This is a genomic window from Streptomyces sp. NPDC001822 (genome assembly GCF_042892135.1).
GTDB lineage: Bacteria > Actinomycetota > Actinomycetes > Streptomycetales > Streptomycetaceae > Streptomyces.
Genome location: NZ_JBIATW010000009.1, coordinates 262,230 through 276,451 on the forward strand (window position 1 = coordinate 262,230; position 14,222 = coordinate 276,451).

The window sequence follows — 14,222 nt, forward strand, 5'->3', positions numbered from 1 at the left end:
TCTCTGCCATTGTCCCGTACGTACGGAGTGACATGAGGCCCGGGGGTCATGCGCCGCGCGTCGGGTCCTCGCCCCGGTCCAGGGCCTTCCAGAGTTCCTCGGGACGGTCGGGGTCCGGGGCGGTGCGGGGGGCCCTGCGGGGGCGGGGGGTGCCGTCGCGCTCGTACCGCCCGGACATGGCGGGCCAGCCGCGGCCGAAGCGCAGGGCGAGCAGCCCGGCGAGGAGGATCAGCAGACCGCCGGCCGCGGTGACGTAGGGCCAGGCGGTGTGGCTGAGCGCCTCGACCGTGGCCGCGGTGTTGCCGGTCGTCTGCGCGGCCTGCTCGTCCAGGGCGGCGCTGTCCGAGGCGCCCGCCCAGGCGCTCAGCCCGGCGCCGAGGCCGCTGAGCGCGAGGAGCCCGGCGACGAGGACCCGGCTGCCGCCGCGCACGGCGAAGACCGCGACCAGGGCGGCCAGGCCGACGACGGCCAGGGCCGCCGGGAGGCCGGTGACGTCCTGGCCGTCGGCGCTGAGCGGCAGGATGCCACCGCCGACGGCTGCCTGGCCCTCGGCCCAGGTCTGCCCGGAGGCGAGGAGGACCACGGTGGCGCCGGCGGCCCCGAGGAGCAGGCCGGCGCCGAGGCTCCGGCGGCTTCCCGCGCTGTCGGGCGCGGAGGCGGCTCGGGGACGGGGCTGGGGTACGGGGACGGCACTCACGGGCTCCACTATCCCCTACCGGCTCAGTGGGCCCGGAGGCGGTTGGCCGTATGGACCGCCCGCAGGACCGCGGCGGCCTTGTTGCGGCACTCCGTGTCCTCGGCGACGGGGTCGGAGTCGGCGACGATGCCCGCTCCGGCCTGCACGTATGCGGTGCCGTCGCGGAGCAGGGCGGTCCTGATGGCGATCGCGGTGTCGGAGTCCCCGGCGAAGTCGAGATATCCGACACATCCTCCGTAGAGGCCGCGGCGGCTCGGTTCCAGCTCCTCGATGATCTGCAGGGCCCGTGGCTTGGGGGCGCCGGAGAGGGTGCCGGCGGGGAAGCACGCGGTGAGCACGTCGAACGCGGTGCGTCCCTCGGCCACGCGCCCGGTGACGGTGGAGACGATGTGCATCACGTGCGAGTAGCGCTCGACGGACATGAAGTCGACGACCTCGACGCTGCCGGGGGCGCAGACCCGGCCCAGGTCGTTGCGGCCGAGGTCGACGAGCATCAGGTGCTCGGCGCGCTCCTTCGGGTCGGCGAGGAGTTCGTCGGCGAGGGCCTGGTCCTCGTGCGGGGTGGCGCCGCGGTGCCGGGTCCCGGCGATGGGGTGCACCATGGCCCGGCCGTCCTCGACCTTCACGAGCGCCTCGGGGCTGGAGCCGACGACGTCGAAGCCGTCGAAGCGGAAGAGGTACATGTACGGCGACGGGTTGGTCGCCCGCAGGACCCGGTAGACGTCCAGCGCGCTCGCGGTGCACGGGGTCTCGAAGCGCTGCGAGGGGACGACCTGGAAGGCCTCCCCCGCCCTGATGCGCTCCTTGATGTCGGCGACGGCGTCCTGGAAGGCCTGGCCGCCCCAGAGCGCGGTGTACGGGGGGAGTTCGGAGGGAGGTAGGGCGGCGGGGACGTTCTCCACCGGCCGGGACAGGTCCCGCTCCATGGCGTCGAGCCGGGCGACGGCGTCGGCGTACGCCTCGTCGACCCCGGTGTCCAGGTCGTTGTGGTTGATCGCGTTGGCGATCAGCAGCACCGTGCCGTTCACGTGGTCGAGCACGGCGAGGTCCGAGGTGAGCAGCATCGTGAGCTCGGGCAGCTTCAGGTCGTCGCCGCCGTGCTCGGTGATCCGCTCCAGCCGGCGCACGACGTCGTAGCCGAGGTAGCCGACCATGCCCCCGGTGAACGGCGGCAGCCCGTCGTCGCCGACCAGGTCGCGCGGGGTGTGCAGGGTCTCGATCGTGGCTCTCAGGGTCTCCAGCGGGTCGCCGTCGACGGGGACGCCGACGGGCGGCGTGCCGAGCCAGCGGGCCTGTCCGCCGACGGCGGTCAGGGCTGCGGCGCTGCGTACCCCGATGAAGGAGTAACGGGACCAGCTGCGGCCGTTCTCCGCGGATTCGAGGAGGAACGTGCCGGTGCGCTCGGCCGCGAGCTTGCGGTACAGCCCGACCGGGGTGTCGCCGTCCGCCAGGAGCCGGCGGCTCACGGGGATGACGCGCCGGTCGACGGCGAGCTTGCGGAAGGTCTCAAGATCCATGGCGGCTGACCTTACCGGGGCCCGGTGAGCGGGAGGACGTCCTCGTCGAAGCAGGTGCGGGCGCCGGTGTGGCAGGCGGCGCCCGTCTGGTCGACCTTGACCAGCACGGTGTCGGCGTCGCAGTCGAGGGCGACGGATTTCACCCGTTGGACGTGGCCCGAGGTGTCGCCCTTGACCCAGTACTCCTGGCGGCTGCGGGACCAGTAGGTGCAGCGGCCGGTGGTCAGGGTCCGGTGCAGCGCCTCGTCGTCCATCCAGCCGAGCATGAGCACCTCGCCGGTGTCGTACTGCTGTGCGATGGCCGGGACGAGTCCGTCGGGGCCGCGTTTGAGGCGGGCGGCGACTGCCGGGTCGAGACTGCTTGCGGGTACGGGGCCGGGCGCGCTGGTCATGCGCCCCATTGTGCCGCGCCGGACGGGGCGTCCGGCCGTGCGTCCACTGGGCGGACCCCGTGCGGCGGCCGTACGCTGGCGGGCATGTCGACCCATGCGAAGCGTGAACGTCTTCTGCTCGCCGACCTGTTGGAGGCGGCGGGCCCGGAGTCCCTGACCCTGTGCAACGGCTGGAAGACCCGGGACCTGGCCGCCCACGTCGTGGTGCGCGAACGCCGGGCGGACGCGGCGGGCGGAATCCTGCTCGGCGCCCTGAAGAACCGGCTGGAGCGGGTGCAGGCCGAGTTCGCCGCCAAGCCGTACGAGGAGCTGATCCAGCTCATCCGTACGGGACCTCCGCGGATGTCCCCCTTCGGGCTGAAGCAGCTGGACGAGGCGGCCAACACCGTGGAGTTCTACATCCACGCGGAGGACGTGCGCCGGGCCCAGCCCGACTGGTCGCAGCGGGAACTGGACCCCGTCTTCGCCGACGTCCTGTGGTCACGAACCGAGAAGACCGCCCGGATGATGGGCCGCCGGGCTCCGGTGGGTCTGGTGCTGCGGCGTCCGGACGGCCAGACGGTGGTGGCCCACAAGGGCGCCCCGGTGGTGACGGTCACCGGGGAGCCGGGCGAACTGCTGCTGTTCGCGGCGGGGCGCCAGGACGCGGCCCGGGTGGAGCTGGAGGGGGACAAGGACGCGCTGGCCCGGCTGCACACGGCGGAACTGGGTCTGTAGGACCGCGGGCCCGCCCGGCCGCCGCCGTCACCCCGTCCGCTCGGGCACCGCTGCGGGCCGGGGCCGGCGGTGGCGTCGCCGGGCCTCTTCGCCGGCGGCGTCCGGGCCGCGGCCGGTCCCCAGCAGGCCGAGGAGGAACCCCGCCGGGACGGTGACCAGGCCCGGCGTCTGGAGCGGGAACACGTCGAAGTCCCACTCCGGGAACAGCGCGACGGGCGTGCCGGAGAACGCCGGTGACAGGACCATCAGGACCGCGATCAGGGGAAGCGTCCCGTACACGGTCCACCGCACCCCCCGCGCGTCGAAGCGCGGGCGGAAGAGGGCGTACAGCAGGACGGGCGGCAGGACCGAGGCCGCCGCCGCGAACGACAGGGAGAGCAGCACCTGGGGGTTCCGGTCGTGGGTGTACGCCGAGAGCAGCACGGCGAGCGTCCCGATGACGGCGACGGCCCAGCGGGCCCGCCGGATCTCCCGGCCCGAGGCCGAGCCCTCGCCCTGGGCGCCCCGCCGCGCCGTGAAGTCGCGGGCCACGGACGACGCGGCCGCCAGGGTGATACCGGCCACCGCGGCCAGGGTGGTGGCGAACGCGGCGCAGGCGACGAGAGCGAACAGCGGGCTGTCGCGCGGTCCCGCGGCACCCGGGTCCAGGGCGCCCGTCACCATGAGCAGGGCCGTGCCGCCGGCCGGATCGGCGGCCCGCAGCAGGTCCCGGCCGATGAGGGCGGACGCTCCGAGGCCGACCACGACGATGCCCGCGCACAGCAGGGCGACCGGGGCCACGGCCCAGACGCCGGCCCGGCGCGCCGTCCGGGCGTCGCGGACCGGGTGGAGCCGCATCATGATGTGGGGCATGCAGGCGGCGCCGAGCACCAGGGTGATCTGGAAGCCTGCCAGGTCGAGTCCGCCCGCGAGTCCGTGCCCGAACTGCAGCCCGGGGCGCGCGTAGTCGCCGCCCGCCTTGCTGCCCGCCCGGGCCGCGTCGAACAGGGCGAACGGGGACCAGCCGAAGCGCGCGAGGACGAGCCCGGCGAGCAGGGTGACCGCGCCGAGGACGACGGCCACCTTGAGGATCTGGATGTAGCCGGTGCCGCGCATGCCGCCGAAGGCCGAGTAACAGACCATGAGCGCCCCGCTCGCGACGGTGCAGCCGGTGAGCGCACCGTCCGGCAGTCCGAACATGGCCGTCATGACGTGCCCGGCGGTGGTGAGCTGCACCAGCAGCAGTGGGGCCAGGACGACGAGGGTGGCCACGCCCAGTGCCCGGCGTACGGAACCGTCGCCCAGCCGGTCGGCGAGGAAGTCGCCGAGCGTGAACACGCCCCTGCGGCGCAGGCGTTCGGCGAACAGCCGCATGACCAGGGCCAGCGAGGCGACCGTCGCCAGGGCGAACAGCAGTCCGTCGAAGCCGGCGAGCGCGACGGATCCCGTGGTGGACAGGAGCGTGGCGGCGGACACGTAGTCCCCGGCTATGGCCAGTCCACCGCCGACGGGACCGAGGGTGGATCCGCCGGCGTAGAAGTGGTCCGGGTCGTCCTGGTCCGCGGCGGCGAGCCCGCACAACAGCAGGGACACCGCGACGAAACCGAGGAAGATGACCACGGCCAGGGACCGGGCGTCGACCGCGCCGCTCACCGGTTCCGCTCCGCCGGCAGGGCTCTGTATGCAGTTGAGGACATGCGCGCCATGGCATCAGCCGGGTCGCGTCCGGCCCAGGGGACGGGAGCGGGACGCGGCGCGGGTACAGCGCCTGCGGTGCGGATCTGTGCGTCCGCACAGGACCGGCTGCCGGAACCGCCGTCCACGTGAGGGGAGTTGCCGCCCGGATCGAGGGCCCGGCGTCCGGAGCGCGACGGGCCTCGCGGCGGCCGCGCGGCCCGCCGGGACCGGCGCGGCCCGCCGCCGGAGCCGGCCGCCACGCAGGTCGCCCCGGCCCGGGGGTGTTCAGCCCGCCAGCAGCCGGCGGGCGGCCAGCGCCAGGGAGACCTCGACCGCGTCCGTGGGCCGTGTCAGGCAACGCCCCGTGAGCTGCTCGAAGCGCCGCAGCCGGTTCAGCACGGTGTTGCGGTGGCAGTACAGCCGGGCCCCCGCCCGCTGCGCGGACCCGTCCGCGTCGAGCCAGGCGGTCAGCGTCTCGACGAGCACGTCGCGGTCCGCGGGGTCGAGCGCGTCCAGCTGCCCGAACACACGGTCGGCCAGCGCGGCTCCCAGGCCGGGCGACGACACGACGAGAGCGGTGGGCAGGTGTTCGTCCAGCAGGACGGTGCCGCCGGAGGCGGGGCAGGCCCGGAGCGCCGTCTCGGCCAGGACGCGCGCGTCCCCGACGGAGGCGAGTCCGTCGACCACGGAGCTGATGCCCACACGGGTTCCCGGCAGAACCGTCAGTCCGGCCGCCAGCAGGGCGAGTTCGTCACCGGGGCCGGAATCCGCGCCCGGGCCGGGAACACCGGCCGGGGCGCCGCCCGCGGCCGGCGCCGCCGGGGCCGCACCCTCCTCCCCGGCCGGCAGTCCGGCCTCCGCGGCGGGCCCGCCCGTACCGAGCGGGAGGACGGCCAGTTCCACGTCGCCCGCGGTGTGCCAGAGGGCCTGGACGCCGTCGGCCAGCGTGACCGGCGGCCGCCCCGCACCGTGCGGGGTCCGGCGCGCGCCCGTCACCGCGAGTACCGCGTACCGTCCCTGCACCGGCAGGCCCAGCATCACCGCGGCGTCGGGCAGGTCCGCGATCCGGGCGGTGCCGTCCAGGAGGGCCGCCGTCATCAGGCGCTGCCGGTTCTCGCGGCGCCAGGACAGCCGGCGTTCGGCCTGCCGGTACGCCTCGGCCACGACCGCGCAGTGCTCGTCCACGAAGTTCCACACGTCCGCCGCGACGTGGACGAGCAGCCGGGTGTCCTCCGGGTGGCGCCGGGCGGTGTCGTCGACCAGGTCCTGCCAGACCATCGCCCCGCCCATCCGGAAGGCGTGCATGACCGCGTCGAGCGGTACGCCCTGCTCGGCCCGGTTCTCGCCGATCCACCGGGATGTGCGGTGGGCGGCCTCCCTGAACTCCCGGGGCTGGACCAGGGAGGCGATGTTGTGGCGCAGCGAGTGGTGGACCTCCTGCCAGATCTCGGCCGGTTCGGTCTCCATCGCGGCGCGGTAGGCGGGCACCTGCTCCCTGAGCGCCTCGACCAGCCGGTCGGTGAGCTCCGGCAGCGCGTCCAGCAGCACGCGGGCCGCCCGGTGGAGTACCGCTACGGCCTCACGGTCGGCCAGGGACCGGGAGCGGTGCGGCATCGGTGAGACGGGGGGCGGTCCGTGCAGCGCCCTGATCCGTGAACGTACGACCTGCGGCATGGCGGCCTCCACCGGGAATCGGCCGGCCGCGGTTGGGCCGGCCCCGGTGTGCGCCCGGCCCGGCGTTGGGCGGGCGCACACCGATCGATCCTGACGACCGCAGAATGGCATACCGCCCGGTCGGTACCTAGGGGTGTGCGCGGTTCTTCTCATCACGGTCCTGCAACCTCGCCCCGGACCCGCGGTCGAGCAGCCGCGCGAGCTCGGTCCGCGACCGGATCCCCAGCGCCGAGAACACGTTGCGGAGATGGTGGTCGACGGTCCTCGGGCTCACCGAGAGCCGCACCGCCACCTCGCGGTTGGTCGCTCCCTCCGCGACGCAACGGGCGATCCGCTGCTGCTGCGGGGTGAGCCCGGCCAACGGCCCCGGCCCGCCCCGGGCCGGGCCGTCCACCGCCTCGCCGGCGGCGCGCAGTTCCCCGCTCGCCCGGTCCGCCCACGCACGGGCCGAGCAGCGCTCGAAGCCGACCAGCGCGTCGCGCAGCGGGCCGCGCGCCTCGCGGGTGCGGCGCAGCCGGCGCAGCAACTGGCCGTGGAGCAGCCGGGTGCGGGCGCGCTCGAAGTCGTGGCCGGCCCGGTCGTGGTGGACCAGCGCCTCCTCGTAGCGCGCCGCGGCCTCGCCGGGCGGTGCGAGCAGAGCGCGGCAGCGCGCCAGCTGCGCCGGGACCTGCGGATCGACGGTGCGGGCGGTCCACAGGGCGAACTCCCGGACAGCCGCGGCGAGTTCTCCGGCTCCCTCGTCCGCGCGCCCGGAGAGCACCATCGCCTCGACGTAGCACGGCACCGCGAGCATCCGGGTGGCGAAGTGCCCGGTCCCCGGACCGGGCCTGACCAGTGGCCCGAGCCTGGCCGCCGCCTCGCCGGGCCGCCCGGCCGCCAGGTCCGCGCGGGCGACCGCCCAGGTGGCGAGCATGGCCGCCTGGGCGAGTCCGTGCGGTCCCGCACCGGCCAGAGCGGCGTCGGCGTGGGCGGCGCACGCCTCGGCCGGCCCCTCCACGGACGCCGCGAGCGCGAGCACGGCGTGCAGGTGGGTCGCGGCGTTGGGCTGCCCGGTGCGCCGCGCGGCGTGCAGCCCTTCCAGCGCGTGCGCCCGCGCCCTCGCATGCCGGCCGGTCCGCAGTTCGGCGTACGCGAGCTGTTCCAGTGCGTGCGGCAGCAGGGACTCGGGGCCCCGGGTGCGCACGGCGGCGAGCGCGCGGGCGCCCGCCCGGCAGGCGGCCTCGACCTCGCCGAGCACCAGCGCCGAGGCCGCCGCGCGCAGGAGTTCACCCGCGTCGTCGGTGCGGTCGGCGGAGTCCAGGCAGCACCGCAGCAGCGCGTGCCCTCGGCCGGGGTGGCCGGCCAGCACGGCGCACATGCCGGCACGGTACTGGGCCATGGGCCGGTCGGCGGCCGCCACGGGGACGCGGTTCATGGCGTCGAGGTAGGCGATGGCGTCCCCCATGGCCCACGCCGCCTCCGCCGCGCCGAACAGGGCGTCCAGGGTGCGCCGCGGATCGTGCGGGGCGAGCAGTCCGGCGGCGGTCAGAAGCGCTTCGCGGGCGTCGGCCGCCGGCCCGTCGCGCAGGGCGAGCATGCCGCGTACGTAGGGCGCGGCCCCTCCGGCCAGGTGCGGGCCGACGCGGGCCAGCATGGCGCGGGCCCGTCCGGTGTCACCGGCCAGCCTCGCCTGCTCGGCCGCGGCGGCGAAGCGTGCCGCGCGCAGGGAGTCGTCGGTGGAGAGCGCGGCGGCGCGGGCCAGCGCGGCGGAGCGTTCGCCGTGCGGGTAGGGGGCGACGGCGACCGCCTCCAGCCGCTCCGCGAGGGCCGCGTCCGGCCCGGGCGCCGCGCAGGCCCGCTGGACGAGGGCGGGCAGTGGTGGCGATCCGGGCCGGGTGAGCAGGCCCGCGAGCAGTTCGTGCACCGCACGCCGGCGGCCGGGCGGAGCCCGGTGCAGGACCGCGCGGCGCAGCAGCGGATGGCTGAAGTGCACGCGGCTGCCCGCTCGTTGCAGGGCTCCGGCCGTCCCGGCCGGGGCGAACAGCACCCGGTCGAGCTGCGCGGTGGCGAGCCCGGCCCGGGCACCGGCCCGCAGCAGCAGGGCCGCGTCGGACCCGGCGCCGTCCGGCTCGTGCTCCTCCGCGGCGGCGGCGAGCAGCAGCAGGGTGTGGGTGTCGGCGGAGAGCCCGGCCAGGTGTCCGGCGTGCGCGTCGAGGACGCTCTCGGCCCCGGGCAGCGGATACGGCAGCGCCGTGCGCCCCGCCAGCTGACCCGGGGTCAGGCGGCCGGCGAGACCGGCCAGCAGCCGCGGGTTGCCGGCCGCCTCCCGCAGCAGCTCGCTGCGTACGACGGGGTCGACGTCACCCCGGCCCGCGGTGAGCGAGTCGAGCAGCGCGGTCGCCGCGTCGTCGTCGAGCGGGGCGAGGCGCAGCGCGGGCAGTCCGGCGAAGGCGGTCTCGTCGGCCGAACCGATCACCACCGCGACGCGGCTGCCCGCGCCGAGTCTGCGGGCGGCGAAGCCGAGTGCGGCGCGCGAGTCCGGGTCCCAGGCGTGCGCGTCGTCGACGCAGACCAGCAGGGGATCCTCCGCCCCCAGGCCCCGCAGCACGGCGAGGAGGCCGCCCGGCGTGACGCCCGACCGCAGGAGCGTGTCGGGCAGGGGGCGCGGGGCGGAGCACAGGAGGGCGTGCAGTCCGCTGCGGGGCAGCCGTTGCTCGGTGGGGGCGGCCGCGGCGTACAGCACGGTCCCCCCGTGCCGTGCGAGGTGCTCGGCGGCGGCGCGTCGCAGCAGGGCGGTGCGGCCCAGGCCGGGCGGCGAGGTCAGCACGAGTGCTCCGCCGTCACCTGCCCGCAGCCGTCCCAGCAGGGTGTCGAGGATGGCGAGTTCGCCGCTGCGGCCGTACAGCCGGGGCGGACTGTGCACGGTCGTCGATGGGGTCACCTCATCGACGTTACTTCCGCGTAAACAGCGTCGGAAGGTGCGCGTCCGCTCCTGGTTCCCGCGCGGCCCGGAGCGGTGCGGGCTCCCAACAGAACGGCGGGGGCACTGTGCGGGGGCACAGACCCGGCGCGTTCCGGTGCGGCGCGCCCGTAGCGTCGCCGCATGACGGATGAACTGCGCACGCACGACGGCCTGACCCTGCGGTACCGGTCCTGGTCACGGGATCCGGACGGCGACCTGCCGCCGGTCGTGCTGCTCCACGGCTTCGCCGTCGACGCCCGGCTGAACTGGGAGGGTCCGGGGGTCGTGGAGGCGCTGGTGGCACGGGGGCGGCAGGTCTGCGCCCCGGACGCGCGCGGGCACGGCGAGTCGGACGGGCCGCACACCGACGCGCACTACGGCGAGTCGCTGATGGCCCGTGACGTGCGGCTGCTCATCGACCGGATCGGCGCGGACCGGGTGCATGTGGCCGGATATTCCATGGGCGCCGTGGTCGCGATCCTCGCCGCGGCGCAGGACGCCCGGATCAGCCGTCTCGTCGTGGGCGGGATCGGCGCGGGTGCGGTGGAGGTCGGCGGGCTCGACACCCGGGTGATCCCGCCGGACCTGGTGTCGGCGGCGCTGACGGCCGAGGACGCGGCGGACGCGCCCGAGCGGACCCGGGCCTTCCGCGTCCTGGCCGACGCGGCGGGCGGCGACCGGCAGGCGCTGGCCGCGCAGATACGTTCGGTGCACCGCGACGCGCTGCCGCTGGACCGGATCCGCGTCCCGACGCTGGTGCTCGCCGGAGCGGACGACCCTCTCGCGACCCGGCCCGAGGTGCTGGCCTCGGCGATCGCGGGCGCGGAGCTGACCGTGCTCCCGGGGGATCATCTGACGGCCGTACGCGATCCCGGGTTCGCCGGGAGCATCGCGGCGTTCCTCTCCCGCGACGGAGCCTGACCGCACACGTGGAGGGGCCGGACCGCGGTACGCGCGGTCCGGCCCCCGGTTCCCCCGTGGTCAGGAGCTGTGCGGGCAGGTGCCCCGGTACTCCGCGATGGTCAGGCTCGTCGACGGCAGCGGGCAGAGGAACTGCTCGTAGCGGGTGTCGTTGTCGATGAAGCGCTTCAGCCACGAGATGCTGTACTTCGCGATCGTCGTGTTGGAGGAGTTCGGGGTGAAGTGGGACGCCCCGCGCAGCTCCAGGTACGCCTTGTCCAGCGAGCTCGGCAGCGAGTTGTAGAAGGGCTCCGAGTGCGTGGCCACCGGTGCGACCGTGTCGCCGTCCGCCCCGATGACCAGGGTCGGTGTCTGCACCTCGGGCCAGGTCTTGTCCGTGTTCCAGCCGGTCAGCGGGATGGCCGCCTGGAGCGACGGCCGGTCCTTCGCCGCTTCGAGGGTGCCGCCGCCGCCCATGGAGTGGCCCATCACACCGAGCCGTGAGGCGTCGATGCGCGTACGGACCGAGCTTCTCTGCGTGAGGTAGTCCAGGGCGGCGAGCAGCTGGTCACCCCTGCTGGCCGGCTGGTCCACGGTCGAGTTGGTGTCGATGGTGAAGACCACGAAGCCCTGGGAGGCCAGGCGCGGGCCGAGCCAGGCGATGCTCGACTGGTAGGCGGTGAACCCGGGCGAGATGACGACCGCCCCGAAGGTGCCGTCCGAGGTCGACGTCGGGTAGTAGACCGTGCCGCCGCCGAACCCGCTGACGCTCAGCGAGGAGACGGTGGTCTGCGAGGTCGCGTAGGAGCCGCGGCTCGCCTCGATGCTGGAGTTGCTCGGGGCGGGCCCCCGCTCGTACGGGTTGTCCGCGGCCTGGGCTCCCGGTATCAGGGCGGTGACCAGCCCGGCGGTGGCCGCGGCGGCGGCCACGGCGAGCCTGACCGTACGGGAGCGGCTCTTCGGTATCCGGTGGCGCGGGGAGGTGTCGCCGGAGGGGAGGTGCTGCTGCACGAGGGGGGATCCTCTCGGTCGGGGCGGCACCGCACGCACCGGTCCCCGGCCCTCGTCCGGGGCTTCGGGGGTGCACCGCGTGGGTGGCGCCGTCATTCGCTGACGCCGCCACTCTCGCGGTGCGCCCCGGGCCCCGGCATCGGTGAGATCGCCGGTCTTCGGCTCCCGCCGCTCCCCCGCGCGGGTCAGCGGACCGGGTGGCCGGCCTCCCGCAGCGCGCCCTTGACCTCGGAGATCCGCAGGTCACCGAAGTGGAAGACGGACGCGGCCAGGACCGCGTCGGCACCGGCGCCGACCGCCGGGGCGAAGTCCGCCAACCGGCCCGCACCGCCCGAGGCGATGACGGGGACGGTGACGTGCGCCCGCACGGCCTCGATCATCTCGGTGTCGTAGCCGTCCTTCGTGCCGTCGGCGTCCATCGAGTTGAGGAGGATCTCCCCCGCGCCGAGCTCGGCGGCCCGGTGCGCCCACTCGACCGCGTCGATGCCGGTGCCCTTGCGGCCGCCGTGCGTGGTGACCTCGAAGCCGCCCGAGGGGGTGCGGCGGGCGTCGACGGAGAGCACGAGCACCTGCCGTCCGAACCGCTCGGCGATCTCGCGGACGAGGTCGGGGCGGGCGATGGCCGCGGTGTTGACGCCGACCTTGTCGGCGCCGGCCCGCAGGAGCTTGTCGACGTCGTCGGGGGTGCGGACGCCGCCGCCGACGGTGAGCGGGATGAAGACCTGCTCCGCGGTGCGGCGCACCACGTCGTAGGTCGTCTCGCGGTCACCGCTGGACGCGGTGATGTCGAGGAACGTCAGCTCGTCGGCACCCTCGGCGTCGTACAGCTTGGCCATCTCGACGGGGTCGCCCGCGTCGCGCAGGTTCTGGAAGTTGACGCCCTTGACGACCCGGCCGTTGTCGACGTCCAGGCACGGGATGACCCTTACGGCGAGGCTCATCGCTCACCCGCTCGGTAGGCCTCGACCTCGACCTCGACGACGAGCGACGGGTCGACCAGGCCGGCCACGACGATCATCGAGGCCGCGGGGCGGACGTCGTCGAACAGCTCCTTGTGGGCGCGGCCGACCTCGTCCACGTCCCGGGCGTGCGTGAGGTACATCCGGGTACGGACGACGTCCTCCCGCCCCAGGCCCGTCTGCTTGAGCGCGTCGAAGGCGGCCTGGAAGGAGGCGACGGCCTGCTCGTAGGGTCCGCCCTCCGCGATCTCGCCCTTGACCACGGAGGTGCATCCGGACACGAGGACCAGACCGCCCGGGAGCTGCACCGCACGGGAGTAGCCGAACTTCTCCTCCCACGGGGCGTCCGAGGAGACGCGGCGTACGGAGTCCGTCATGCGGAGACCGCCTTCAGTGCCTCCTCCAGCGTGAACGCCTCGGCGTACAGCGCCTTTCCGACGATCGCGCCCTCGACGCCTTCCGGGACGAGCAGGGAGATCGCGCGCAGGTCGGCCAGCGAGGAGACGCCGCCGGAGGCGACGACGGGCCGGTCGGTGGCCGCGCAGACGTCGCGCAGCAGGCCCAGGTTGGGGCCCTCCAGCGTGCCGTCCTTGGCGATGTCGGTCACGACGTAGCGGGCACAGCCCTCGGAGTCGAGGCGGGCGAGCGTCTCGTAGAGGTCGCCGCCGTCGCGGGTCCAGCCGCGTCCGCGCAGGGTCGTGCCGCGGACGTCGAGGCCGACGGCGATCTTGTCACCGTGCTCGGCGATGACCTTGGCGACCCATTCGGGGGTCTCCAGGGCGGCGGTGCCGAGGTTGACGCGGCGGCAGCCGGTGGCCAGGGCCGCCTCCAGCGAGGCGTCGTCGCGGATGCCGCCCGAGAGCTCCACCTTGATGTCCATCGCGCCGGCGACCTCGGCGATCAGGGCGCGGTTGTCGCCGGTGCCGAACGCGGCGTCCAGGTCGACGAGGTGCAGCCACTCGGCGCCGGAGCTCTGCCAGGCGAGGGCCGCGTCGAGCGGGGAGCCGTAGGAGGTCTCGGAGCCGGATTCACCGTGCACGAGGCGGACGGCCTGGCCGTCGCGGACGTCTACGGCGGGGAGCAGTTCAAGCTTCGGCATTACAGCGTCTCGATCCAGTTGGTCAGCAGCTGGGCGCCGGCATCGCCGGACTTCTCGGGGTGGAACTGGGTGGCCCACAGCGCGCCGTTCTCGACGGCCGCCACGAACCGCTCTCCGTGCGTCGCCCAGGTGACCTTGGGGGCACGGATCTTGGCGTTGGTCACTTCGAGGGACCAGTCGTGCGCCGCGTACGAGTGCACGAAGTAGTAGCGCTCGTCCCGGTCCAGGCCGGCGAAGAGCCGGGAGTCCTCGGGAGCCTCGACGGTGTTCCAGCCCATGTGCGGGACGACGTCGGCCTTGAGCGGTCCCACGGTGCCGGGCCACTCGTCGAGGCCCTCCGTCTCCACGCCGTGCTCGATCCCGCGCTCGAACAGGATCTGCATACCGACGCAGATGCCCATGACGGGCCGGCCGCCGGACAGCCTGCGGCCGATGATCCAGTCGCCGCGGGCCTGCTTCAGGCCCGTCATGCAGGCCGAGAAGGCGCCGACGCCGGGGACGAGCAGTCCGTCCGCGTTCATGGCGGTGTCGAAGTCCCGGGTGATCTCCACGTCCCCGCCGACGTGGGCGAGGGCCCGCTCCGCCGAACGGACGTTGCCGAAGCCGTAGTCGAAGACGACGATCTTCTTCTTGTCGCTCACAGATTCCTCAATCCCGGA

Annotated in this window: 13 protein-coding genes; 2 read left to right on the forward strand and 11 right to left on the reverse strand. The window is 74.9% G+C overall.

From position 1 onward, the window contains the following. Positions 1 to 46: 46 nt before the first annotated feature. The 3 genes from ACFYY2_RS22355 to hisI are packed head-to-tail and all read right to left on the reverse strand — an operon-like array spanning position 47 to position 2,606. Positions 47 to 706: a TIGR02234 family membrane protein gene (locus tag ACFYY2_RS22355; protein ID WP_388745494.1), complete on the reverse strand. Its 660-nt coding sequence runs from the start codon at positions 704 to 706 to the stop codon at positions 47 to 49. 14 nt (positions 707 to 720) lie between these two features. Further along, positions 721 to 2,214 carry an anthranilate synthase component I gene (locus ACFYY2_RS22360; RefSeq protein ID WP_388745496.1) on the reverse strand — a complete coding sequence of 498 codons (1,494 nt, stop codon included), beginning with the start codon at positions 2,212 to 2,214 and terminating at the stop codon, positions 721 to 723. An 11-nt stretch (positions 2,215 to 2,225) separates the two neighbouring features. Next, positions 2,226 to 2,606 carry a phosphoribosyl-AMP cyclohydrolase gene (gene hisI / locus ACFYY2_RS22365; protein ID WP_327119568.1) on the reverse strand — a complete coding sequence of 127 codons (381 nt, stop codon included), beginning with the start codon at positions 2,604 to 2,606 and terminating at the stop codon, positions 2,226 to 2,228. An 84-nt stretch (positions 2,607 to 2,690) separates the two neighbouring features. On the opposite strand from hisI, the gene ACFYY2_RS22370 reads away from it, so the two are divergent. Continuing rightward, entirely contained in the window at positions 2,691 to 3,323 is a 633-nt protein-coding gene (locus ACFYY2_RS22370; RefSeq protein WP_388745499.1) for a TIGR03085 family metal-binding protein, read from the forward strand. Between the two features lie 27 nt (positions 3,324 to 3,350). On the opposite strand, the gene ACFYY2_RS22375 is transcribed toward ACFYY2_RS22370, so the two are convergent. The 3 genes from ACFYY2_RS22375 to ACFYY2_RS22385 form a co-directional block, all read right to left on the reverse strand. Further along, complete coding sequence (locus ACFYY2_RS22375) at positions 3,351 to 4,955, reverse strand: cation acetate symporter (protein ID WP_388745501.1); 1,605 nt, start codon at positions 4,953 to 4,955, stop codon at positions 3,351 to 3,353. 309 nt (positions 4,956 to 5,264) lie between these two features. Next, positions 5,265 to 6,653: a PucR family transcriptional regulator gene (locus ACFYY2_RS22380; RefSeq protein WP_388745503.1), complete on the reverse strand. Its 1,389-nt coding sequence runs from the start codon at positions 6,651 to 6,653 to the stop codon at positions 5,265 to 5,267. A gap of 127 nt (positions 6,654 to 6,780) precedes the next feature. Beyond that, complete coding sequence (locus tag ACFYY2_RS22385; RefSeq protein ID WP_388745505.1) at positions 6,781 to 9,573, reverse strand: AAA family ATPase; 2,793 nt, start codon at positions 9,571 to 9,573, stop codon at positions 6,781 to 6,783. Positions 9,574 to 9,735: 162 nt separating this feature from the next. Here ACFYY2_RS22385 and ACFYY2_RS22390 point away from each other — a divergent pair, with 162 nt between their 5' ends. Next, on the forward strand, positions 9,736 to 10,515 hold the full coding sequence (locus ACFYY2_RS22390) for an alpha/beta fold hydrolase (protein ID WP_388745507.1): 780 nt from the start codon (positions 9,736 to 9,738) through the stop codon (positions 10,513 to 10,515). A gap of 60 nt (positions 10,516 to 10,575) precedes the next feature. Here ACFYY2_RS22390 and ACFYY2_RS22395 read toward each other — a convergent pair whose 3' ends face one another. From ACFYY2_RS22395 to hisH, 5 genes are all read right to left on the reverse strand, one after another. Beyond that, on the reverse strand, positions 10,576 to 11,505 hold the full coding sequence (locus ACFYY2_RS22395) for an alpha/beta hydrolase family protein (protein ID WP_388745509.1): 930 nt from the start codon (positions 11,503 to 11,505) through the stop codon (positions 10,576 to 10,578). Positions 11,506 to 11,690: 185 nt separating this feature from the next. Beyond that, on the reverse strand, positions 11,691 to 12,446 hold the full coding sequence (gene hisF, locus ACFYY2_RS22400; protein WP_388745511.1) for an imidazole glycerol phosphate synthase subunit HisF: 756 nt from the start codon (positions 12,444 to 12,446) through the stop codon (positions 11,691 to 11,693). Then, a complete protein-coding gene (locus tag ACFYY2_RS22405) occupies positions 12,443 to 12,841 on the reverse strand; it encodes a RidA family protein (RefSeq protein WP_388745513.1) in 399 nt (132 codons plus the stop codon). The genes hisF and ACFYY2_RS22405 overlap by 4 nt, the downstream gene beginning before the upstream one ends. After that, positions 12,838 to 13,563, reverse strand: coding sequence for a bifunctional 1-(5-phosphoribosyl)-5-((5-phosphoribosylamino)methylideneamino)imidazole-4-carboxamide isomerase/phosphoribosylanthranilate isomerase PriA (gene priA / locus ACFYY2_RS22410; protein WP_388745515.1), 726 nt, complete (start codon positions 13,561 to 13,563; stop codon positions 12,838 to 12,840). The genes ACFYY2_RS22405 and priA overlap by 4 nt, the downstream gene beginning before the upstream one ends. Next, positions 13,563 to 14,204: an imidazole glycerol phosphate synthase subunit HisH gene (gene hisH / locus ACFYY2_RS22415; protein WP_388745517.1), complete on the reverse strand. Its 642-nt coding sequence runs from the start codon at positions 14,202 to 14,204 to the stop codon at positions 13,563 to 13,565. The genes priA and hisH overlap by 1 nt, the downstream gene beginning before the upstream one ends. Between the last annotated feature and the right edge of the window lie 18 nt (positions 14,205 to 14,222).

Excerpts from the sequence above, each read along its gene's own strand:
- hisF (WP_388745511.1), bottom strand. The coding sequence starts at position 12,446 with ATGAGCCTCGCCGTAAGGGTCATCCCGTGCCTGGACGTCGACAACGGC.
- ACFYY2_RS22360 (WP_388745496.1), bottom strand. The coding sequence starts at position 2,214 with ATGGATCTTGAGACCTTCCGCAAGCTCGCCGTCGACCGGCGCGTCATC.
- priA (WP_388745515.1), bottom strand. The coding sequence starts at position 13,563 with ATGCCGAAGCTTGAACTGCTCCCCGCCGTAGACGTCCGCGACGGCCAG.
- ACFYY2_RS22390 (WP_388745507.1), top strand. The coding sequence starts at position 9,736 with ATGACGGATGAACTGCGCACGCACGACGGCCTGACCCTGCGGTACCGG.
- ACFYY2_RS22405 (WP_388745513.1), bottom strand. The coding sequence starts at position 12,841 with ATGACGGACTCCGTACGCCGCGTCTCCTCGGACGCCCCGTGGGAGGAG.
- ACFYY2_RS22370 (WP_388745499.1), top strand. The coding sequence starts at position 2,691 with ATGTCGACCCATGCGAAGCGTGAACGTCTTCTGCTCGCCGACCTGTTG.
- ACFYY2_RS22380 (WP_388745503.1), bottom strand. The coding sequence starts at position 6,653 with ATGCCGCAGGTCGTACGTTCACGGATCAGGGCGCTGCACGGACCGCCC.
- hisI (WP_327119568.1), bottom strand. The coding sequence starts at position 2,606 with ATGACCAGCGCGCCCGGCCCCGTACCCGCAAGCAGTCTCGACCCGGCA.